This window comes from Cytobacillus sp. SAFR-174 (assembly GCF_051964675.1).
GTDB lineage: Bacteria > Bacillota > Bacilli > Bacillales > Cytobacillaceae > Cytobacillus.
On record NZ_JBQCMZ010000007.1, the window covers coordinates 51,985 to 74,209 of the forward strand.

The 22,225-nt window shown below is 42.1% G+C and carries 18 protein-coding genes; 15 read left to right on the forward strand and 3 right to left on the reverse strand.

Features of this window, described 5'->3' with window-relative positions:
• Window positions 1-11: 11 nt before the first annotated feature.
• Window positions 12-512, reverse strand: coding sequence for a sporulation membrane protein YtrI (gene ytrI, locus ACTHRG_RS09370; protein ID WP_076260716.1), 501 nt, complete (start codon window positions 510-512; stop codon window positions 12-14).
• The gene (locus ACTHRG_RS09375) at window positions 509-904 is read right to left on the reverse strand and encodes a YtrH family sporulation protein (protein WP_335690840.1); all 396 of its coding nucleotides are present in this window, start codon (window positions 902-904) and stop codon (window positions 509-511) included. The genes ytrI and ACTHRG_RS09375 overlap by 4 nt, the downstream gene beginning before the upstream one ends.
• 114 nt (window positions 905-1,018) lie before the next feature.
• Here ACTHRG_RS09375 and dnaE point away from each other — a divergent pair, with 114 nt between their 5' ends.
• From dnaE to ACTHRG_RS09415, 8 genes are all read left to right on the forward strand, one after another.
• The gene (dnaE, locus tag ACTHRG_RS09380) at window positions 1,019-4,378 is read left to right on the forward strand and encodes a DNA polymerase III subunit alpha (protein ID WP_440231118.1); all 3,360 of its coding nucleotides are present in this window, start codon (window positions 1,019-1,021) and stop codon (window positions 4,376-4,378) included.
• Between the two features lie 189 nt (window positions 4,379-4,567).
• Window positions 4,568-5,806, forward strand: coding sequence for an NAD(P)-dependent malic enzyme (locus tag ACTHRG_RS09385; RefSeq protein WP_048008362.1), 1,239 nt, complete (start codon window positions 4,568-4,570; stop codon window positions 5,804-5,806).
• Window positions 5,807-5,814: 8 nt separating this feature from the next.
• Complete coding sequence (locus tag ACTHRG_RS09390; protein ID WP_440231060.1) at window positions 5,815-6,438, forward strand: FadR/GntR family transcriptional regulator; 624 nt, start codon at window positions 5,815-5,817, stop codon at window positions 6,436-6,438.
• Window positions 6,439-6,600: 162 nt separating this feature from the next.
• A complete protein-coding gene (gene accD, locus ACTHRG_RS09395) occupies window positions 6,601-7,479 on the forward strand; it encodes an acetyl-CoA carboxylase, carboxyltransferase subunit beta (RefSeq protein ID WP_048008363.1) in 879 nt (292 codons plus the stop codon).
• Entirely contained in the window at window positions 7,464-8,441 is a 978-nt protein-coding gene (accA, locus tag ACTHRG_RS09400) for an acetyl-CoA carboxylase carboxyl transferase subunit alpha (protein WP_076260711.1), read from the forward strand. Before accD ends, accA begins: the two co-directional genes overlap by 16 nt.
• Before the next feature lie 399 nt (window positions 8,442-8,840).
• Window positions 8,841-9,800 carry a 6-phosphofructokinase gene (gene pfkA / locus ACTHRG_RS09405; RefSeq protein WP_035330297.1) on the forward strand — a complete coding sequence of 320 codons (960 nt, stop codon included), beginning with the start codon at window positions 8,841-8,843 and terminating at the stop codon, window positions 9,798-9,800.
• A gap of 85 nt (window positions 9,801-9,885) precedes the next feature.
• Window positions 9,886-11,646: a pyruvate kinase gene (gene pyk, locus ACTHRG_RS09410; RefSeq protein ID WP_076260709.1), complete on the forward strand. Its 1,761-nt coding sequence runs from the start codon at window positions 9,886-9,888 to the stop codon at window positions 11,644-11,646.
• Window positions 11,647-11,767: 121 nt separating this feature from the next.
• Window positions 11,768-12,154 carry an FxsA family protein gene (locus tag ACTHRG_RS09415; RefSeq protein ID WP_076260707.1) on the forward strand — a complete coding sequence of 129 codons (387 nt, stop codon included), beginning with the start codon at window positions 11,768-11,770 and terminating at the stop codon, window positions 12,152-12,154.
• Between the two features lie 177 nt (window positions 12,155-12,331).
• Here ACTHRG_RS09415 and ytvI read toward each other — a convergent pair whose 3' ends face one another.
• Window positions 12,332-13,453 carry a sporulation integral membrane protein YtvI gene (gene ytvI / locus ACTHRG_RS09420; RefSeq protein ID WP_076260705.1) on the reverse strand — a complete coding sequence of 374 codons (1,122 nt, stop codon included), beginning with the start codon at window positions 13,451-13,453 and terminating at the stop codon, window positions 12,332-12,334.
• 375 nt (window positions 13,454-13,828) lie between these two features.
• Between ytvI and ACTHRG_RS09425 the strand changes: the two genes are divergently transcribed.
• The 7 genes from ACTHRG_RS09425 to pnpS all read left to right on the forward strand — a co-directional run bounded on the left by ACTHRG_RS09425 (window position 13,829) and on the right by pnpS (window position 22,047).
• On the forward strand, window positions 13,829-14,290 hold the full coding sequence (locus ACTHRG_RS09425) for a DUF441 domain-containing protein (protein ID WP_076260703.1): 462 nt from the start codon (window positions 13,829-13,831) through the stop codon (window positions 14,288-14,290).
• 656 nt (window positions 14,291-14,946) lie between these two features.
• On the forward strand, window positions 14,947-16,068 hold the full coding sequence (gene citZ / locus ACTHRG_RS09430; RefSeq protein ID WP_076260701.1) for a citrate synthase: 1,122 nt from the start codon (window positions 14,947-14,949) through the stop codon (window positions 16,066-16,068).
• 212 nt (window positions 16,069-16,280) lie between these two features.
• A complete protein-coding gene (gene icd, locus ACTHRG_RS09435) occupies window positions 16,281-17,549 on the forward strand; it encodes an NADP-dependent isocitrate dehydrogenase (protein WP_076260699.1) in 1,269 nt (422 codons plus the stop codon).
• 209 nt (window positions 17,550-17,758) lie between these two features.
• Window positions 17,759-18,700, forward strand: coding sequence for a malate dehydrogenase (mdh, locus tag ACTHRG_RS09440; RefSeq protein ID WP_440231063.1), 942 nt, complete (start codon window positions 17,759-17,761; stop codon window positions 18,698-18,700).
• A gap of 185 nt (window positions 18,701-18,885) precedes the next feature.
• Window positions 18,886-19,362, forward strand: coding sequence for a MaoC/PaaZ C-terminal domain-containing protein (locus ACTHRG_RS09445; RefSeq protein ID WP_076260694.1), 477 nt, complete (start codon window positions 18,886-18,888; stop codon window positions 19,360-19,362).
• 211 nt (window positions 19,363-19,573) lie between these two features.
• On the forward strand, window positions 19,574-20,290 hold the full coding sequence (locus ACTHRG_RS09450) for a response regulator transcription factor (RefSeq protein ID WP_076260692.1): 717 nt from the start codon (window positions 19,574-19,576) through the stop codon (window positions 20,288-20,290).
• Entirely contained in the window at window positions 20,287-22,047 is a 1,761-nt protein-coding gene (gene pnpS / locus ACTHRG_RS09455; protein WP_076260689.1) for a two-component system histidine kinase PnpS, read from the forward strand. The genes ACTHRG_RS09450 and pnpS overlap by 4 nt, the downstream gene beginning before the upstream one ends.
• Window positions 22,048-22,225: the final 178 nt, after the last annotated feature.

The window sequence follows — 22,225 nt, forward strand, 5'->3', positions numbered from 1 at the left end:
AAAGCCGGGCATTAATCCAGCATTATATTCAATTCAATTGAGACAGTGGTATAGATGACCAATTCTTTAACTTCCACCCGGTACCTTTTTTCGTTTACGCGATGTGTCTTATTCTCTATGATTTTTTTGATCAGTTCACTGCTTTTATATACAGTATCCATGTCTTTGGCAATCATCATGCTGATATCCTCTTTTATTTTATCTTCCAGCTGGAAAACACTGAAGGAATCCAGTTTATATTTGTCGCCGTTGACAATTTTAATGGAAATATCCTGGACAGTCAGTTTTTTCTGGTTTTCTTTATTTAATTTTTTGAATTCCTCCTGCCAGATTTCTTTATCTTTTTCCAATTCATAAATAGCATCCTGCTGAAGCTTGATTTCTTTGCTGTATCTCTCCTGCCATTGCCCGAAGATAAATAAGAAAATAAACCAGCTGATGATGCCTCCCAGGGCCATTCCTGCAAAAAAACGCTGCCAGGATGGCAATCGGTAGTAAGGCGGTATCCTCATGCCGAAATGTTCTCCTGAGTCAGCCAGTTAATGAGCATGGCGCCGGTCTGGGCCCCTCCGAGAGCAGAAAGAATCAGCATAAATTGCTTGAAGATGTCCTTAGTCTGTCCGTCCATAACGCCTCTTTCAAAGCTGTAAACTGTATCAAAGGTCCCCCCTATCGCTGCAATGATGGCCCAAATGCGAATCATGCTGGAAATCTGGAAGATTTGATTTAAAGGAGGCTTTCCAGTCAGAAAAGCAGCCATGCCGCCAATGATTGAACCTCCAATCAAAACACCGAACGCAATGAAATAGCTCTCAATTAAAGTGGAGAAAAAGGGCTGGGTATTCATATCATCCATCCTCGCTGCAGGAATGGTCCTGCCAGAATTATCTTGATACTTCATCATATGGACAAACTCAATAAAATATGTTTTTTAGGTGCTGTTAAAAAGAGAACATATTTTCTTTTTGGAAACGGGCGTTCTATAATGAAAATAGCAGAAATTAAGGGTGTGAGAAACATGTCATTTATTCACCTTCATGTATATAGCGCATATAGCCTGCTGTCGAGCACGGCAAGAATAGAGCAGCTTGTGACGGGCGCAAGGAAAAATAGGTTTCCTGCCCTGGCTCTGACGGACCGAAATGTCATGTACGGGGCAGTCGCCTTTTATAAAGAATGTCTTAAGCAGTCCATAAAGCCGATCCTGGGACTCACTGTGGATGTACTAAGCGAGATATCTGAAGGCGAAGCTTATCCACTGGTCCTCCTGGCTAAAAACCGGCAAGGGTTTCAGAATCTATTAAAAATCACGAGCACGGTCCAGACAAAATCGCCTGGAGGCATTCCTGTTAAATGGCTTAAACACTATGCCGGAGGATTGTTTGCTTTAACTCCAGGCTTGGATGGGGAGATCGAACAATCTCTTGTGGCAGGTGAATACGGCCAGGCAAAAAGAACAGCTGACCTTTTCAGCAGCATTTTCGGGCCAAATTCTTTCTTCTTCGCTTTACAGGATCATGGGCTGCATGATGAAAAAAAAATCCACGACACTCTGGTTAAGCTTTCAGAAGAAGCCGGGATTGGCCTGGCGGCTTCAAATGGTGTCTGTTACATCAAAAAAGAGGAAGCTTTTGCCCATGAGTGCCTGCTGGCCATTAAAAATGGTGAAAAGCTCCAGGATGAAGAAAGAGAACGGCTGAAGAGCAATGAGTATTACTTAAAGTCATCCGGGGAAATGGCGGAACTGTTATCAGAGTATCCGGATGCATTAGAGAATACGATTATGATTGCTGAGCAATGCAATGTAATGCTTGAGCTGGATAAACAGAATCTCCCTAAGTACCCTGCTGCAGGAGGAATGAGTGCCGATGAGCTGTTGGAAGAAGTGTGCCGGCAGGGCTTTGCTGACAGATATCCGGATGGCAATGATGAGCATAAGGATCGGCTGCGGTATGAGCTGAACATAATCAGGAACATGAAATTCAGTGATTATTTTCTAATCGTTTGGGATTTTATGAAATTCTCGAGGGAAAATGGCATTTTAACAGGTCCGGGACGGGGATCTGCAGCCGGTTCGATGGTTGCTTATGTCCTCTACATAACAGATGTGGATCCCATTGAGCATCAACTCCTATTTGAGCGGTTCCTTAACCCGGAAAGAATCTCCATGCCTGATATTGATATCGATTTCCCGGATCACAGAAGGGATGAGGTAATTCGGTATGTATCCCAAAAATATGGAGAACTGCGTGTGGCTCAAATTCTTACATTTGGGACCCTTGCTGCCAAAGCGGCACTCCGGGATGTCGGCAGGGCATTTGGGCTTAATCCTAAAGAGCTGGACATGCTTTCAAAAAAAATACCTTCCAAATTGGGCATCACTCTCAAAGAGGCCTACAAAGAATCTGAGCCTTTAAGAAGATTTACCCAGGAATCCGATTTAAATAGGAGACTATTTGAAACAGCTGTCAAACTGGAAGGACTCCCAAGACATACATCGACCCATGCAGCCGGGGTTGTCATCAGCGAACATCCGCTTGTTGAGGCCATTCCTATACAAAAAGGGCATGAAAATGTTTATTTGACCCAATATTCAATGGAGCATCTCGAGGATGTCGGCCTTTTAAAAATGGATTTTCTCGGTCTTAGAAACCTGACATTAATTGAGAATATCCTAAGCTCTATACAGAGAAAGACAGGCACACAGATTGATATAAAACAAATTCCCCTGGATGATGAGGATGTATACAGTCTTTTGGGAAGAGGAGATACAACAGGTATTTTCCAGCTTGAATCTGATGGGATGCGCAGTGTCCTGACAAGGCTTCAGCCAACGCGGTTTGAGGATATAGTGGCTGTCAATGCTCTTTATCGCCCAGGCCCAATGGAAAATATCCCTCTTTTTATTGACAGGAAGCACGGAAGGAAGCCAATCATATATCCTCATCCTGACTTGAAGCCTATTCTTGAAAATACGTATGGAGTCATCGTATATCAGGAACAAATTATGCAAATCGCTGCAAAAATGGCCGGATTTTCATTGGGTGAAGCAGATTTGCTTCGGAGAGCGGTCAGCAAGAAGCAAAAAGAAGTGCTTGACCGTGAGCGTGTCCATTTCGTTGGAGGAGCAGTCAATAAAGGCTATAATGAGCAAACCGCCCATGATATATATGACTTAATCGTCCGGTTCGCAAATTATGGATTCAACCGGAGCCATGCTGTTGCATATAGCTTCATAGCCTATCAGCTGGCTTATTTGAAAACTCATTATCCTCTTCACTTTATGGCTTCCCTGCTGACTTCTGCTATCGGAAATGAAGGCAGGATTGCCCAATATATCGGAGAACTGAGGCAGATGGGCTTAACGCTCAGCCCGCCTTCCATTAATAAAAGCGGCTACTCCTTTCTGGCAGAGAAAAATTCTATCAGATATAGCCTGGCTGCTATAAAAGGAATTGGTGCTGCAGCTTTAAGAGATATTTTTCAGGCGAGAAAAAACAAGCGCTTTGAAGATCTGTTTGATTTTTGCATAAGGGTTTCAACAAAAGCAGTAAATCGCAAAATCCTTGAATCGCTGGTACATTCAGGCAGCTTTGATGAATTTGGAGAAGATAGAGCTGTTCTTCTGGCAAGCCTGGATGTAGCTGCGGAGCATGCCCAGCTTGTTTTGCCGGAAGATGATCAAGCTGATTTCTTTGAAGATGATGAATTTTTTCCTAAGCCTAAATATACAGAAGTAGATCCGATCCGTTCCGAGGACAAGCTGAGATTTGAAAAAGAGGTGCTCGGCCTATATTTATCAGATCATCCTGTTTCAATTTACGAATCCTATTTTTCCCTGCTGGAAGCCTGTCCGCTGACTGAACTCGAAAAAACGGTTAAAAAGGCAAAGACAGTTGCTTATTTATCCGAAGTGAAAAAAATCCGTACGAAAAAAGGCGAGCCAATGGCGTTTCTTTCCTTGAGCGATCAGACGGGGGATATGGAGGCAGTTGTATTTCCAAAGGTGTTTAGCCGGTTTTCCATGCTCTGCTCTCAGGGAAACATCGTCTTAGCGGAGGGAAAGCTGGAGGAACGGGACGGAAAAAAGCAGCTGATTGTACAGCACCTGGATGATGTGAAGGAAGCCGTTGAAAAAATGCAAAATAAAGATCCCGTATTGTATTTAAGGATTACTGAGGATCGGGAGACAACGGAAAATCTTCGTTTGCTCAAAGAATTATTTAAGAAAAATGAAGGCAATGTTCAAGTGGTTTTGTATTATGAAACCTCCCGAAAAACCATTCGCCTGGGTGAAGAGGATCTGGTCTCGCCGACAGAGGATTTCCTTAATTTACTTATGCAGCTGCTTGGCCGGAATAACGTCGTTTTAAAGTAATTACCCTTTACAACAATAACAATTATGGTATATTTGTAAGAAGAAAAATAAACTGGTCTGACCACTGTGAGTGAAAGAAAAGCCCTGCTCAATCTGATACTGAAACAGAACTGCAGCTGGGTTTAAAGCATGTATTCGTCAAGTCTATGTTTATATATAATCCTATCCGGAATATGAGGAGTGAAAATTTTGACCTTACGCGAAGAAGCTTTGCATATGCATAGAGCTAATAAAGGGAAATTGGAATCTAAATCTAAAGTACAGGTGCGAAATGCCAAAGACTTAAGTCTTGCTTACTCACCGGGGGTTGCTGAGCCCTGCAAGGAAATTTATGATAAGCCGGAAACTGTCTATGAATATACAATGAAAGGCAACATGGTCGCGGTTGTTTCCGATGGAACAGCAGTGCTGGGACTGGGGAATATCGGGCCGGAAGCTGCCCTGCCTGTAATGGAAGGAAAAGCTGTACTTTTCAAAAGTTTTGCAGGAGTGGATGCATTTCCAATTTGCCTTAATACGACAGACGTAGATAAAATTGTTGAGACTGTAAAACTGCTCGAGCCTACATTTGGAGGCGTAAACCTTGAAGATATTGCTGCTCCCAATTGCTTTTATGTAGAGGAGCGACTAAAGAAGGAAACAAACATTCCCGTTTTTCATGATGATCAGCATGGCACTGCCATTGTAACTGTTGCAGGCCTTGTAAATGCCCTGAAGCTTTCCGGGAAGAAGATGAATGAAATTAAGGTAGTCGCAAATGGTGCCGGTGCTGCCGGGATTGCCATTATTAAACTTTTATACAGCTACGGTGTACGCGATATCATTATGTGTGACACCAAAGGTGCTATTTATGAAGGCCGCCCTCAGGGTATGAATGAAATTAAAAATGAAGTTGCAAAGTACACGAATCGCGAGAATGCGAATGGAAGCCTTGCAGATGTTATTAAAGGGGCTGACGTATTCATCGGGGTTTCTGCTGCCGGAGCCCTGACGGCTGAAATGATTGGCACTATGAATCAGGATCCGATTATATTCGCTATGGCTAATCCAACTCCTGAAATTATGCCTGAAGAAGCGAAAGCGGCTGGGGCAATGGTGGTTGGAACCGGAAGATCCGATTTTCCAAACCAGGTAAACAATGTGCTGGCTTTCCCAGGAATCTTCCGCGGAGCACTGGATGTCCGGGCAACTCATATCAATGAGAAAATGAAAGTGGCTGCTGTAGAAGCCATTGCTAATCTGGTGCATCAGGATGAATTGAATGCAGATTATGTCATCCCGGGGCCATTCGATCCCCGTGTAGCACCGGAAGTTGCAGCTGCTGTAGCAAAGGCAGCTATGGAAACCGGCGTTGCCCGCATTAAAGTCGATCCTGAAGAAGTGAAGGAAAAAACGAAGCAACTTGCAGTCATTGGAAAAGGTGAGTGATTTCATAAGTGAATTCACCTCAAAATAACACGAAGGTTTATATCGGCATTGTCAAACAGCTTAGGACCATGATTGAACATGATGGCCTTAAGCCTGGAGATCGATTGCCTTCCGAAAGAGAGCTGTCAGAGCGCCTGGGTGTCGGGCGCTCTTCCGTTCGGGAAGCATTAAGAGCTCTTGAACTTCTTGGCTTAATTGAGACAAGGAGAGGCGAGGGAACTTTTATGAGGGATTTTAGGGGGCATCAGCTCGTACAGCTGCTCAGCACGTTTATTCTTCAGGATAAAAAATCTATAAGAGATGTAAAAGAAACCAAGTTTCTTATCGAACTTGACTGTTTATGGCTAATTATTCAAAAGGCTGATGAAGATCGGCTTCTGAGGTTCAAAGAATGGACCCTGGAAGCAGACTACACAGATGATGACTTTTTTCTTGAAATCGTCACATTCGCAGATAATCATCTTTTCCTCCGTATTTGGATCATTCTCAAAGATTATTACAATTCTTTGGATTTAGAGAAAATGATGATCACCAAGCAGCAATATGCAGAGCTGATTGACACCTTGATTTCCAGAAAAGATTCCGAAGTTATTCGCGTATACAGGAAATTAAGAAATTTGTCGAAGGATTAACGACAATTTTTTGCAGAATTAATTTTTGATATCATCTATATTTAAATAATCAGACAAGCATAAATGAAGCCTAGAAAAGTTAGGCATTCATTTTTACATTAGTGGTCTGACCACTGATGAAATTAATGGAAATGATTCAGCTATTATCAGGGAGGTTTCATCTTGCTTAAAGATATTTTTACTAAGACGAAGAAGAAGAAATATGCTACCATTCCATCGGAAACGGCAAAGCAGGATGTGCCGGAAGGAATCATGACAAAGTGTCCAAACTGCAAGAAAATCATGTATACCAAAGAATTGGTTAAGAACCTTAAAGTGTGTTTCCATTGTCATTACCACCATACCATGAATTCAAAAGAGCGTTTAGCAAGCTTTTTGGATGCTAATAGTTTTGAAGAAATTAACGCGAACATGATTTCTGAAAATCCTCTGAATTTCCCGGATTATATTGAAAAGCTGGAGAAGGATCGGGAAAAGACAAAGATAAATGAAGCGGTAGTGACTGGGACAGGCACTGTAAATGGCCAAAAAATTGCAGTAGCTGTTATGGATTCCACATTCAGAATGGGAAGCATGGGTTCAGTAGTCGGAGAGAAAATTACCCGCGCCATTGAAAAAGCTGATGAATTGCAGGTTCCTTTTATTATTTTTACCGCTTCAGGCGGTGCACGAATGCAGGAAGGAGTCTTGAGCCTGATGCAAATGGCCAAGACAAGTGTCGCACTAAAAAGATTCAGTGATAATGGAGGACTCATTATTTCAATCATGACTCACCCGACAACAGGCGGAGTATCTGCAAGCTTTGCTTCACTGGGCGACTATAATCTGGCAGAACCTGGTGCGCTGATTGGATTTGCGGGACGCAGAATCATAGAACAAACGATCCGTGAAGAATTGCCGGAAGACTTCCAGACAGCAGAATTCTTATTAAAATGCGGTCAATTGGATGCAGTAATACCTAGAACAGAGTTAAAAGAAAAAATATCAGCTATTTTATCCATACATCAACCAGGAGGTGACTTCCAATGGCAGGAGAATTAGAATTTGAGCGCCCGGTTATGGAACTGAAAAAAAAGATTGCTGAATTAAAAGAGTTTACCAAAACAGCCGATGTAGACCTATCTTCCGAGATAGAGAAGCTGGAGGCGCGGCTGGAAAAATTAGAAGCCGATATATATGAAAATATGAAACCGTGGGATCGAGTGCAGATTGCAAGGCATCCCGCAAGACCGACTACACTGGATTATATCTCTCACCTTTTTGAGGATTTTTTCGAGTGTCATGGGGATCGTGCTTTTGGTGATGATGAGGCGATTGTTGGCGGTATCGCAAAGTTTAGGGGAATTCCGGTTACTGTCATCGGCCACCAGCGGGGAAAAGACACAAAAGAGAATATCCGCAGAAATTTTGGAATGCCGCATCCCGAAGGTTACCGCAAAGCATTAAGGCTTATGAAGCAGGCCGATAAATTCAGGAGGCCTATTATCTGTTTCATTGATACAAAGGGTGCTTACCCAGGGAAAGCTGCAGAGGAACGGGGACAGAGTGAGGCAATTGCCAAGAACCTGTTTGAAATGGCAAGCCTCAGAGTCCCGGTTATCTGTATCGTCATTGGTGAAGGCGGAAGCGGCGGAGCTCTTGCTCTTGGTGTAGGAAACCATATCCATATGCTCGAAAACTCCACTTATTCGGTTATTTCTCCAGAAGGAGCGGCTGCTATACTTTGGAAAGATGCAACTCAGGCAAAGAAGGCTGCAGAATCCATGAGAATTACTGCACCGGACTTAAAGGAACTGGGTGTGGTTGATGAGATTATTGAAGAGGTAAAGGGCGGAGCCCATAAAGATGTCAAGGTTCAAGCTGCGGAAATCGGAGAAGTCCTTACTCACTCATTGAAGGATCTGATGGATCTTACTGAAGACCAGCTGATCGATCACCGGTACAACAAGTTCAAATCTATTGGAGAATATTCGTTTTTAAAGGAATTTATTGGGGTAAAATAAAAGCGTGCTTTCGGGCACGTTTTTATTTTTTCATAGCTGGCTGTGCAGAAAAGCGAGGGCCACTTAGACGTTGGAGAGTCGCAATAATACTGTCTGTATAGTAGAAAAAAGCAGTTTCTTCTATATAAAACGCTTTCAGTATCCCGACAATTCTGTATTTCTTTGAAATTGTCTGATTAAGTTGAGATGCTCCCTTCTTCATGGTATTTTAGAAATATTCAATAGCGTTTTGTTCAATAATAAGATAAGCATAGAATGCTCTGCTTTACATATAGAGAGCCTATATTACATACAGAATTTTCGGGCAGGCATGTACATTCTTTATAGGCTGTTAAAATACAGCACAGCAAGAAAACGCGTTTTCTTATGGTGATATAAATTACATTTGAGGTGATTATTGTGAAGAAAATAGGAGTCTTAACAAGCGGCGGCGATTCTCCTGGAATGAATGCGGCTGTACGTGCAGTTGTCCGTAAAGCGATCTATCATAATATTGAAGTGTATGGTGTTTATGGCGGATATTCCGGCTTGATGTCAGGAAATATTAAGAAGCTTGACCTCGGTTCGGTTGGTGATATCATCCATCGCGGCGGTACAGTTTTGCATTCAGCAAGAAGCGAAGAGTTCAAAACAAAAGAAGGCCAGCAAAAGGGCATTGAACAAATGAACAAGCACGGAATTGAAGGTCTTGTCGTTATTGGCGGGGATGGATCATACCGAGGAGCAAAAGCTTTGACAGAGCATGGATTTCCTTGTGTTGGCGTACCTGGCACTATCGATAACGATATTCCGGGAACGCAATATACTATTGGCTTTGACACTGCATTAAATACGGTTATTGATGCAATTGATAAAATTCGTGATACAGCTACTTCCCATGAAAGAACATTTATCATTGAAGTTATGGGAAGAGATGCAGGAGACATCGCTTTGTGTGCAGGATTAGCAGGCGGTGCGGAGACAATCCTCATTCCTGAAGCAGGCTATAGTATGGATGAAATTGCAGAGAGATTGAAAAAGGGACATGAACGCGGCAAAAAACACAGTATCATTGTAGTTGCAGAAGGAGTCTGCAGCGGCGTGGAATTTGCCAAGCAAATCAAAGAAACAACAAATTTTGATACACGTGTGTCCGTGCTTGGCCATATGCAGCGGGGCGGTTCCCCAACTGCATTCGACCGGGTGCTTGCCAGCCGCCTTGGAGCATATGCAGTAGAGCTTATTCTTGAAGGAAAAGGCGGACGTGCAGTAGGAATTCAAAATAATAAACTGGTTGACCATGATATAATTGAAATATTGGATAGAGAGCATACACTTGACCTGGATCTCTACAAACTCTCGAAAGAGCTGTCTATTTAATTTTGCCACATATAAACCTGCACGCGGCTCCCGAAAGCCGCCTGTGCCGGTAATCTAGCTGCACTAATTCAGGAGGTAAATTATAATGCGTAAAACGAAGATCGTTTGTACTATTGGACCTGCCAGTGAGAGTGTTGAAAAGTTAACACAGCTTATTGAAGCAGGAATGAATGTTGCCCGGTTAAATTTTTCCCATGGTGATTTCGAGGAGCATGGCCAGCGAATTCAGAATATCCGTGAAGCTTCAGCAAAGACCGGCAAGACTGTAGCAATCCTCTTAGACACTAAAGGGCCGGAAATCCGCACAAATAATATGGTGGATGGCGCGATTGAACTGCAAGCTGGGGAAAACATTATTATTTCTATGAACGAGGTTGAAGGAACAGCAGAAAAGTTTTCTGTTACATATGCAGGCCTTATTGAAGATGTGGACACAGGAAGCAAAATTTTGCTTGATGACGGTTTAATTGGTCTGGAAGTGACAAAAATTGATAAGGCCAACAGTGAAATCCACACAAAAATTTTAAATAGCGGAACACTTAAAAATAAAAAAGGCGTCAATGTTCCAGGTGTTTCTGTGAATCTTCCCGGCATAACAGAGAAAGATGCGCAGGACATCATCTTTGGAATTGAACAGGGCGTCGATTTCATTGCGGCTTCTTTTGTCCGAAGAGCATCTGATGTTTTGGAAATCAGACAGCTGCTTGAAGAGCACAATGCATCATATATCAACATCATTCCTAAGATTGAAAATCAGGAAGGTGTAGATAATATTGAAGAAATACTTGAAATTTCTGACGGGCTTATGGTAGCGCGCGGAGACCTTGGAGTTGAAATTCCAGCAGAAGAGGTGCCGCTCGTACAAAAGCAATTAATTAAAAAATGCAATGCACAGGGAAAACCAGTCATTACTGCAACTCAAATGCTCGATTCCATGCAGCGCAACCCGCGTCCTACACGCGCAGAAGCGAGTGATGTAGCAAATGCCATTTTTGATGGTACTGATGCGATCATGTTATCCGGTGAGACGGCTGCGGGCTCTTATCCTGTCGAGGCTGTGCAGACAATGCACAACATTGCATCAAGAGCGGAATCTGCATTAGATCATAAAGAAATTTTGTCAAATCGCAGCAAAGATAATGAGCATAACATTACTGATGCCATCGGAGAATCAGTGGCACATACAGCTCTAAACCTGGATGTTAACGCAATTATCACTCCAACTGAAAGCGGCCATACAGCCAGGATGATTTCCAAGTACCGTCCTAAAGCACCAATCGTTGCCGTTACTTCTAATGATTATGTGTCACGGCGTTTATCTTTAACTTGGGGTGTATACCCTCAAATTGGCCAAAAAGCGTCTACAACAGACGATATGCTTGATATCGCCGTTGAAGAAAGCTTGAACAGCGGAATTGTTGCTTCAGGAGATTTAGTTGTAATTACAGCAGGAGTTCCTGTGGGTGAAGCAGGTACCACCAACTTAATGAAAATTCATGTAGTGGGGGACATTCTTGCTAAGGCACAAGGAATCGGGCGGAAATCAGCCTTCGGAAAAGTCGTTGTAGCAAGAAATGCAGAGGAAGCATTAGCGAAGGTAACAGAAGGCTCTATTCTGGTTACAATCGGCTCAGACCGTGAAATGGTGCCTGCGATTGAGAAATGCAGTGCGCTCATTACAGAAGAAGGCGGGCTTACAAGCCATGCAGCTGTTGTTGGCCTTAATATTGGCATACCTGTCATTGTAGGGGTTGAAAATGCAACAAGCCTGCTAATGGATGGGCAGGAAATCACTGTTGACTCTCAGCGCGGTGTAATTTATAACGGCCACGCAAGCGTATTATAATTTGAATTTGTAAAAGGAAGGGGCTCCCTTCCTTTTTTTATTTTCCCGGACAAATAGTTATATTCTCAGTGCCTTGTTTGATATAATAATGGTAAGTCTTAAACAAAATAGAGGTGGCTTAATGCGCTACATTCTCTTGCTGATGATAATCGTTCCAGCAGCTGAAATAGGCGTTTTACTACTTTCAGGCAATACAATTGGTCTATGGCCTACACTTGCGATTATCCTGCTTACGGGTGTTCTCGGTGCTTATCTTGCTAAAAAGCAGGGTATTGAAACAATCAGAAAAATCCAGGATCAGCTGCGATACGGGCAAATGCCTGGTGACGCTATTCTTGAAGGGGCCTGCATCCTTATTGGCGGGACGCTGCTTTTGGCACCCGGTTTCATTACAGATGCATTAGGTTTTACTTTGCTTCTTCCTTCTGCAAGAAAAGTCCTCAAAAACATGCTTTATATAGGGCTGAAAAAGTGGATGAACAAGGGAACGATCACGATAATAAGGTAAAAATAGCTATATAAAAAGCCGCTCCGATTCATTGGAGCGGCTGGTTTAATTTACTGGAAGATGGCAATATTGTCCCGCTCAGTGGAATTATTGCCATTGAGCGGGGAGATGTCAGGCAAGTGCCCTATATCCAATCCTCAGCATAGCATGGCTTAAGGGGTGCCAGAATTTATAACCCTAATCGGCTTTTTCGCTGCCTTTTATAAACAGCCAGATATCTCTGAATACCCCAGCTTTATGAAGAGTAGTGAGGAGTACAAGAGTGACCGGACCTGCAATCAGGCCCAAAAAACCAATCAGCTTAAAACCGGCAAATAAAGCAATCAGGGTAGCTAAAGGATCAAGCCCGATGCTTGATGAAAGAATCTTTGGCTCCATTATCTGGCGCTGGACCAAAACAATGATATAAAGAATGCCCAGCCCGAGTGCCCTGCTCATTTCTCCGCCGATCGCCTCATATATAATCCACGGCACAAAAATCAGCCCTGTTCCGAGATAGGGAATAATATCGACAAGGCCAGTCACAAGTGCAATGGTGATGGCGTAATCGACACGCAGAATAAGAAGTCCGATAAGTATGATAACCGTTGTAATAGATACTAATGTAGCCTGTGCCTTGACGAAACCAAATAAAGCCTTCTGCAGATCGGCAAATACGGTTCTGCCGCTTTTTTTTGCCCGGCTGGGGAGCATGCGGCTGAATATACCTGAAAGCCTGTGCCAATCCTTGCTGATAAAAAAAGTGGCAAGCAGCGAGAAGATCAGGACAGTTGCAGCATTGGGAAACCATGAAAGAATGTTAGGGATTTTCTCGAAAAACGCCTGGATAAAGTCTCCCAGTGTAGATCCGAATTGCTTTCCGACATTTTCTATATTCGTCATAATGGTATCCTGCTGTCCTGTTCCCAAGTTATTAAATAAACTTGCCAGCTGGTTATAAAGAGGAATGATTTGCCCTGCAAAGAATTGCTCAACAAAACCTATTAAGGTATCAAGGTGCTGCGGTACTACTTTTGCTAAATAATCCGCACCTGATACGATCTCTGCCACCAGCAATGTGATTAATCCGGCAAAAATGGCAAAGATAAGAATCAGTGCAATGAGGACTGCAAGAGCCCTCGGTAATTTCCATTTAACCTCCATTATATTGACCAAAGGGTTAATTAGAAAGGCAATGGCCAGTCCAATAATGAAAGGATAAGTCACTTTGGATAAATATAGGAAAGCATAGAGACTTAAGATCACCACTCCAATGACAAAGAAAAATCTTACCGTCCGATAGATATATGCCGGGTTCAAGTAATAGCCTCCTTATTAAATTTGAACAGACTAAGTCATTGCAGCTTTGCTTTATCGCAGTCTAACGGGCAGTAAGCCCCCACTTTAAGACTCAGAGGAACCAAAAGAGGGTAAGTGGGGGGCAAACTGCCCGTAAAGGCCCGATTGGTTCAACTAACAATCAGTGGGGGATAAGGACCCCCCCACTGATTGAAGTTTCACTTTATGTAATGTTATTAGTCATATCATACATCATTTTTTCTAGAGCTAAAAATAATTAGATATATTCTATTAGTACTTATTCTATTTTAAAATATCCGGCAAAGAACCCGGAAATTATTAAATTGAATTAAATTATGTTACGATAATATAGAAAGCTGGCAGGTGAATTAGCAGATGTTTTCCCAATCACTCATTTTTTTGTTTCTATTGCTGGGGATAGGTGTAATAGCAAAAAATCAATCACTGATCATTGCTGTCTTTGTTTTGATTATCCTTAAAACAGCCGGCCTGGATTCAAAAACCTTTTCATTTCTGCAGTCCAAGGGAATTAACTGGGGTGTAACCATTATTACCATTGCTGTCCTTGCACCTATAGCCAGTGGTGAAATCGGCTTCCGGGATTTAGGCGGGGCATTTAAATCTCCTTATGCGTGGGTTGCTCTAGTCTCAGGGATTGCAGTTGCGCTCCTGGCAAAAGGCGGCATCGTATTGCTGGCTGAAGATCCCCATATTACAACTGCTCTTGTTCTGGGGACCATTCTTGCTGTCTCCCTTTTTAAAGGCATTGCCGTCGGTCCTCTGATAGGAGCAGGGATTGCGTATATGGCAATGAAAGTCTTTGAGCTTTTTAAATGAATGATTAAAGTGCTCATGATAGATTTTTTTGAAAAGAAGAAAGAAAACTGTGAACTTTGATGTCTGTCTAGCTCGAGCGCCTATCCCCTCGGGGTGTGGGGGATGGGCAAGGCGCTTCAGCTTTTCTTATTGCCTTTGGGCAATAATGCAAATAAACTTTTCTTGAAAAATAATATTTTTTAACAAATTAAGTGCTTTTCGTTCACAAAAGTCAGATAATTGTTTATAATAGGACTTGTAAGCGTAACCTATTTCACGGTACCTATTAAATTCAGTTAAGCTCTATTAAAATGTTATTAATATATTTATTTTTTCATTTTTGGAAAAATGTAAGCATTTTCTTTTTTTTTAAGTGAGTACCGAGCAACCGCTCGATTAATGCATGCCAAGTGAAAGTTTATTTCTTCCATATATCGGGAGTTCGCCAAATGAAGGTTGCACCTTTCATAAATTTGGTCTGTAGATCGGCTGATAAAGCCGGCTTTTCAATGGCTGCCCTGCAGCCCTATAATAGTGTCCCAAAAAGAGAAAGCAGAATGCGGACATGACGAGGAAGCTTTTCTGAAAGATGAAAAATCAGGTTCGGCTTACTTATGTTTAATGTACAGACAAAAATGGGTATGGGGAAATTTTATTATGTAAAGGAGAGATTCGGTATGACAGTAACACGCGGTCTTGAAGGGGTAGTAGCTACTACTTCGTCTATCAGCTCCATCATAGACGATACATTAACCTATGCTGGCTACAATATTGATGATTTGGCTGAAAATGCAAGCTTTGAAGAGGTTATTTATCTTTTATGGCACAGAAAGCTTCCTGCTCAAACCCAACTGGATGAGTTAAAGAGTCAGCTTGCAGCAAACTACTCTCTTCCAGAGGAAGTTCTGAACCATTTTAAAACATATCCAATTGACAAAGTGCATCCAATGGCTGCCCTTCGTTCTGCAGTGTCTCTATTGGGACTTTATGATGAAGAAGCAGACCAGATGGATGAAGAAGCGAACTATAAAAAAGCAATTCGCCTTCAAGCTAAAATGCCTGCTATCGTAACGGCATTTGCAAGAGTAAGAAAAGGTCTTGAACCAATTGCTCCTAGAACAGATCTTGGATTTGCAGCCAACTTCTTATACATGCTTACAGGCGAAGAGCCTGAACCAATCGCAATTGAAGCATTTAATAAAGCGCTGGTTCTTCATGCGGACCATGAACTGAATGCCTCCACGTTCACTGCACGGGTGTGTGTAGCTACTTTGTCAGATATCTATTCAGGAGTTACAGCGGCTATTGGCGCATTGAAAGGACCATTGCATGGCGGTGCCAATGAGGCGGTAATGAAGATGCTTACTGATATCAGCACTCTTGAAAATGTAGAGCCGTATATCCGTGAAAAGCTTGAAAAGAAAGAGAAAATTATGGGATTTGGCCATCGTGTTTACCGTCAGGGCGATCCTCGTGCCAAGCACTTAAGAGAAATGTCTAAAAAGCTTACAGAACTTACCGGGGAACCACACTGGTACGAAATGTCCACGCAAATTGAAGCGATCGTTACCGGGGAGAAAAAACTTCCGCCAAATGTCGACTTCTATTCTGCTTCTGTTTACCATAGCCTGGGAATCGACCATGACCTGTTCACGCCGATTTTTGCTGTTAGCCGTGTATCTGGCTGGCTGGCTCATATTCTCGAACAATATGAAAATAACCGTTTGATCCGCCCGCGTGCAGACTATACAGGCCCGGGAATGCAAAAATACGTGCCAGTAGAGCAAAGAGGTCTATAATAGGCTGAAAAAACAGATTAAAAGAACTAAAATTATTACTCAGCATTTTACTTTTTATCAAAAAATTGATGTAATAGAGAGAGCAGGGAAAAGGTTAGGGGCATATGCCTTCTAACCTTTGAATCTGATATACTGATGCAGCATTGCGCCGACCGAAAACTATATAAATAAAAAGGCTGATGCTTGCACTTTTCAAAATGGAGGGTATAACAATGCAAGGTGAAAAAATCACAGTTACTAATGGTGTACTAAACGTACCAAACAATCCAATCGTTCCTTTTATCGAAGGAGACGGAACAGGACCTGATATTTGGGCGGCAGCTTCCCGTGTATTGGATGCATCTGTAGAAAAAGCATATAAAGGTGAGCGCAAGCTTGTCTGGAAAGAAGTGTTAGCAGGGGAAAAAGCCTTCAACCAGACTGGCGAGTGGCTCCCTTCCGAAACACTTGACGTGATCAATGAATATCTTATTGCCATTAAAGGTCCATTAACAACACCAATTGGCGGCGGAATCCGTTCTCTAAACGTTGCGCTTCGCCAGGAGCTTGACCTGTTTGTGTGCCTGCGTCCGGTTCGCTGGTTTGAAGGTGTTCCTTCTCCAGTCAAACGCCCTCAGGATACTGATATGGTTATTTTCCGTGAAAATACTGAAGATATTTATGCCGGCATTGAGTACGCAAAAGGCTCTGATGACGTTAAAAAGCTAATTTCATTCCTTAAGGATGAGATGGGTGTTAATAAGATCCGCTTCCCGGAAACTTCAGGCATCGGCATTAAGCCTGTTTCAGAAGAGGGAACCAGCCGCCTTGTACGCGCAGCTATCGAGTATGCAATCAAAGAAGGCCGTAAATCCCTAACACTTGTACATAAAGGCAATATCATGAAATTTACTGAAGGTGCCTTTAAGAACTGGGGTTATGAGCTTGCTGAAAGAGAGTACGGAGAAAAAGTATTCACTTGGGCTCAATATGACCGCATTAAGGATGAGCAGGGTGTTGAAGCTGCAAACAAAGCTCAGGCAGATGCAGAAGCAGCCGGCAAAATTATTGTTAAAGATGCGATTGCTGATATTTTCCTTCAGCAGATCCTTACTCGTCCAAAAGAGTTTGATGTTGTTGCAACAATGAACTTGAATGGTGATTATATTTCTGATGCTCTTGCTGCACAGGTAGGCGGAATTGGCATTGCTCCTGGAGCAAACATTAACTATGAAACTGGACATGCGATCTTTGAAGCAACACATGGTACAGCTCCGAAGTATGCCGGTCTTGATAAGGTTAATCCTTCATCTGTTATTCTTTCAGGTGTATTAATGCTTGAGCACCTTGGATGGAACGAAGCTGCAAACATGATCGTTAAATCTATGGAGAAATCTATTGCTTCTAAAGTCGTAACATATGACTTTGCGCGTCTAATGGATGGAGCAACTGAAGTAAAATGCTCTGAATTTGCCGACGAACTAATTAAAAACATGGAATAAAAAAGTAAAAGCGCCTTTAATAAAAGGCGCTTTTGATTAATATACTATTCATGCAGTATATTTTGTGTGCTTCCCTGAGGAAAACTTCTTTTGCCGGTCAGCTGGCGATTCTCTGAAATTGTGTATATAGGAAGGCTGTTCCTTGAAACAGCCTCTTACATAAAGGATGCAAATCCTGAAACTTTCATTTCCAAAAGGAGGAACTGCTCATGTCATTGAAACGCAAAAAGATTTCTGTAATCGGTGGAGGATTTACTGGAGCAACAACTGCATTCTTACTGGCTCAAAAGGAACTTGGGGATGTCTTGCTGGTCGATATTCCGCAAATGGAAAACCCTACAAAGGGAAAAGCTCTTGATATGCTTGAAGCAAGTCCTGTTCAGGGATTCGATTCGAATATCACCGGTACTTCAAGCTATGAAGATACACAAGACTCTGACATTGTAGTTATTACCGCTGGCATTGCACGGAAGCCGGGCATGAGCCGTGATGACCTTGTTCAAACGAACCAGAAGATTATGAAAAGTGTAGCGCAGGAGATTGCAAAACATTCTCCAAATAGCTATATTGTTGTGCTGACTAATCCAGTGGATGCGATGACTTATACAGTTTTCAAGGAATCAGGTTTCCCGAAAAACCGTGTAATTGGACAGTCAGGTGTTCTTGACACAGCCCGCTTCCGGACATTTGTCGCGCAGGAACTGAATTTGTCTGTTAAAGACATTACAGGATTTGTACTTGGCGGACATGGTGATGACATGGTTCCGCTAGTCCGCTATTCATATGCTGGCGGCATTCCTTTAGAATCATTAATTTCAAAGGATCGTCTGGATGCTATTGTTGAGCGTACACGCAAAGGCGGTGGAGAAATCGTCAACTTATTAGGCAATGGAAGTGCTTACTATGCTCCAGCTGCTTCCCTTGTGGAAATGTGTGAAGCTATCCTTAAAGATCAGCGCCGCGTACTGCCTTCCATTGCTTACCTTGAAGGAGAATATGGCTACGAAGGAATCTATCTGGGTGTCCCTGCAATCCTTGGAGCAAACGGAATCGAAAAAGTAATAGAGCTTGAACTGACAAGTGAAGAAAAAGCTGCCCTCGATAAGTCGGCAGATTCAGTTCGCAAGGTAATGGAAGTATTAGCTTACTAGGATGGTCTAATCTATGTGAAGAAATTCCGGGGGGCTTTCTCCCGGATTTTTTTTACTGGAAGCCCTTTTGGGAAATAGTATAAGATGATATCATAGAGAAAATAGACTGAATAATTTAAAATATTAAACCGTCTATTTTTTACAGTAATTATGTAAACGGTTACAAAACTCGGAGGTGCTTAGCTATGCTGCTTGGAAAGAAAAGAAAACTGGGAAGATCCATAGAAGAAATATCTGTGGGCGAAAAATTGACGCTAACAGAAAAAATAGAAGATAAGGATCTATTGCTGTATCTGGGCCTTACAAACGATGCAAACCCTTTATATATTCAGCATGATTATGCTTCACAAACCCCTTATAAAAAACCAATTGTACCAAGTGTTATGCTGAATGGCATCATTAACTCCGCCATATCAAAATATTTGCCGGGTCCCGGAAGCCATGTATTAAAACAGGAAATCGAGTACACGAAGCCTGTCTATCATTATGGTACGGTTCAATTTTTATTTGAAGTAACAGAAGTGAACACATCAAATCATACCGTGCAAATTAAGGTCCAGGGAACAAATGAAGAGGACCAGACGGTTATTAATGGACAGCTCCTTGTATGCCCTCCATACAAGCCTCAGCCTATGGATGGCAATGCTTTGGATAATTTCTGATAGTCAAAAGATGTGCAGCATATGCACATCTTTTTTGATGAAATCCTTCCTTTACAACAATTGACCCGAAAAAAATCATGAACTATATTATAATAAAGATATGTGGCAAAAGGGGTTTAATAGGCAGGAGGGATACCTGCTTTTTATAAAGAATCGCTGAAAAACAACAGTGAAGTTTAAACAGGGGTAATTCATTCACTCGGAGGATCGTATGGATAAGAAAATTCTAGTTGTAGATGACGAACAATCTATCGTAACTTTACTTCAATACAACCTGCAGCAGGCGGGCTATGAAGTAATTACAGCCATGGATGGCCAGGAGGGCAAAGATCTGGCCATTTCTGAAAAGCCGGATCTTATTGTACTTGATCTTATGCTGCCAAAGCTTGATGGAATAGAAGTATGCAAACAGCTTAGACAGCAGAAAATAGTGACGCCTATTTTAATGCTGACGGCCAAGGATGATGAGTTTGATAAGGTGCTTGGTCTTGAACTGGGTGCAGATGATTACATGACAAAACCTTTTAGCCCCCGGGAAGTGGTTGCCAGGGTTAAAGCGATCTTGCGGAGAACACAATTTGTGCCTGAAGCTTCCGAAGAGAAAGCAGAAGATGGTGATTCTTTTAGGATTGGCGGTCTTAAAATCTTTCCGCAGCATTACGAAGCTTATTTTGAAGAAGAACTCCTTGAATTAACTCCGAAAGAATTTGAATTGCTATTATATCTTGCCAAGAATAAAAGCCGTGTCCTTACAAGGGATCAGCTGCTTAGTGCAGTCTGGAATTATGATTTTGCAGGAGACACGAGAATCGTTGATGTACATATTAGCCATTTAAGAGAGAAAATCGAAGCAAACACAAAAAAACCTGTATATATCAAGACCATTCGCGGACTGGGCTACAAATTGGAGGAGCCTAAAGGAGAATGACGACCTTTCGCACCCGCCTGCTTTTCGCATTGCTTTCATTAATTCTGGTTGTTTTAATTGCATTAGGCCTTCTTTTAGGCCAGCTTTTTAAAAGCTATTATTTAAATACATTTGATGCACGTCTTCAAAAAGAGACTGAAATGGCTGCGAGCTATATTGAGGGCAATGGAGGAATTGGATCCATTAGTATTGAGAGAATCAATGAGCTTGGTGACATACTTGATGTGCATGTAACTGCTACTGATAGCAAGGGCAGAATATTAATGGATAGCAGCATCAAAAATGAGACAACGCAAAACAGGCACCAGGAAATCATCTTTGAAGTATTAAAAAAGAAATCCGCATATGAATCAGGATGGGAAGTGGCCGGAGGGTTTAATCTGCACTATTATTGGCAGCCTGTCATGATAAATGGCGAGAAGGAAGGCTATATCTTCTTAAGCACGAAGCTGGCTGAATTCCAAAAGGCCTATCAGCAGATTTGGTGGATTTTAGCGGTCAGTCTTGGGCTGTCTTTATTTATGATTATTCTGCTCGGGTCAAGAATTATGGCTCGATATACAAAGCCTATCGAGTCAGCAACACAGGTTGCGATTGAACTTACTAAGGGAAACTATCGGGCAAGAACATATGAAGATCAGGAAGATGAAACAGGTATGCTGAGTAAGTCTATCAATGTACTGGCGAGAAATCTTCAGGAAATGGTGAAATCCCAGGAAATGCAGCAGGACAGACTTGGGGCGCTCATTGAAAACATGGGAAGCGGTTTGATTCTAATTGACAGCAGAGGCTATATTAATTTAGTGAACCGGCCATATAAAGAGGTTTTCAATGTCAATCCCTCCGAATACCTTTACAAGCTTTATTATGAAGTGATAGAACATAAAGGTATTAACGAAGTGGTTGAAGAAATTTTTATGACCGAGCAGAAAGTAAAAAAACAGCTCATTATTCCCGTCAATATCGAAAGACGTTATTTTGAAGTATATGGAGTTCCAATTATCGGCACGAATGATGAATGGAAAGGGATATTGCTGGTTTTTCATGATATTACAGAACTGAAGAAGCTTGAGCAGATGAGGAAGGATTTTGTAGCGAACGTTTCTCATGAATTGAAAACACCTATTACCTCTATAAAGGGCTTCTCTGAAACTCTTTTGGATGGTGCGATGGAAAACAAGCAGACTCTTAATGATTTTCTCAACATCATTTTAAAGGAAAGTGATCGCCTGCAATCTCTTATTCAGGAATTGCTGGATCTGTCAAAAATCGAAAAACAAGGCTTTAGCTTGTCCATTCAGCAGCTGGATCTGGCTGATGTGCTCGAAGATGTGGTAGCCATCATGAAAGGAAAAGCAGCGGAAAAGGAAATCGTTTTGGAATATAAGAGAGTGGATAAACCTGTATATATTGAAGGTGATGTTCACCGGCTTAAGCAGGTGTTTATAAATATCATATCAAATGCAATTTCTTATACGCCAAATCAAGGGGTCGTCTATATTTCGTCTGCAGATTCAGGCAGCACAGTTTTAACCGAAATAAGGGATACGGGGATTGGAATTGAAGCCGCAGAAATTCCGCGTATCTTTGAACGTTTTTATCGGGTTGATAAAGCCAGAAGCAGGAACTCCGGCGGAACAGGGCTGGGGCTTGCAATCGTAAAGCATCTCGTTGAAGCACATAAGGGAACCATCTCAGTAAAAAGCGAGGTCGGCAAAGGCACCGCCTTTATTATTGAACTTCCGAAAAAAATATAGGGAAAAATGGATGAAGTGGCAGGATTAACTTTACATTATTTTTACAGGAGATTTATGTTCCCTTTACATTCAGCTGATAAAATCATAATTGTTAAACCCCTTCATCCAAGGAGCCATAGAAAAAGGTGAAAGCTGACCCCGCTTTCGCCTTTTTCATTTTCTTCGACTTTCCTTCTTT

What these genes read in the sequence shown, in the direction of transcription:
- ytrI (WP_076260716.1), bottom strand. Translation starts at nt 512, where the DNA reads ATGAGGATACCGCCTTACTACCGATTGCCATCCTGGCAGCGTTTTTTT.
- ACTHRG_RS09375 (WP_335690840.1), bottom strand. Translation starts at nt 904, where the DNA reads ATGATGAAGTATCAAGATAATTCTGGCAGGACCATTCCTGCAGCGAGG.
- dnaE (WP_440231118.1), top strand. Translation starts at nt 1,019, where the DNA reads ATGTCATTTATTCACCTTCATGTATATAGCGCATATAGCCTGCTGTCG.
- accA (WP_076260711.1), top strand. Translation starts at nt 7,464, where the DNA reads ATGGCAGGAGAATTAGAATTTGAGCGCCCGGTTATGGAACTGAAAAAA.
- pyk (WP_076260709.1), top strand. Translation starts at nt 9,886, where the DNA reads ATGCGTAAAACGAAGATCGTTTGTACTATTGGACCTGCCAGTGAGAGT.
- ACTHRG_RS09415 (WP_076260707.1), top strand. Translation starts at nt 11,768, where the DNA reads ATGCGCTACATTCTCTTGCTGATGATAATCGTTCCAGCAGCTGAAATA.
- ACTHRG_RS09425 (WP_076260703.1), top strand. Translation starts at nt 13,829, where the DNA reads ATGTTTTCCCAATCACTCATTTTTTTGTTTCTATTGCTGGGGATAGGT.
- citZ (WP_076260701.1), top strand. Translation starts at nt 14,947, where the DNA reads ATGACAGTAACACGCGGTCTTGAAGGGGTAGTAGCTACTACTTCGTCT.
- icd (WP_076260699.1), top strand. Translation starts at nt 16,281, where the DNA reads ATGCAAGGTGAAAAAATCACAGTTACTAATGGTGTACTAAACGTACCA.
- mdh (WP_440231063.1), top strand. Translation starts at nt 17,759, where the DNA reads ATGTCATTGAAACGCAAAAAGATTTCTGTAATCGGTGGAGGATTTACT.
- ACTHRG_RS09445 (WP_076260694.1), top strand. Translation starts at nt 18,886, where the DNA reads ATGCTGCTTGGAAAGAAAAGAAAACTGGGAAGATCCATAGAAGAAATA.
- ACTHRG_RS09450 (WP_076260692.1), top strand. Translation starts at nt 19,574, where the DNA reads ATGGATAAGAAAATTCTAGTTGTAGATGACGAACAATCTATCGTAACT.
- pnpS (WP_076260689.1), top strand. Translation starts at nt 20,287, where the DNA reads ATGACGACCTTTCGCACCCGCCTGCTTTTCGCATTGCTTTCATTAATT.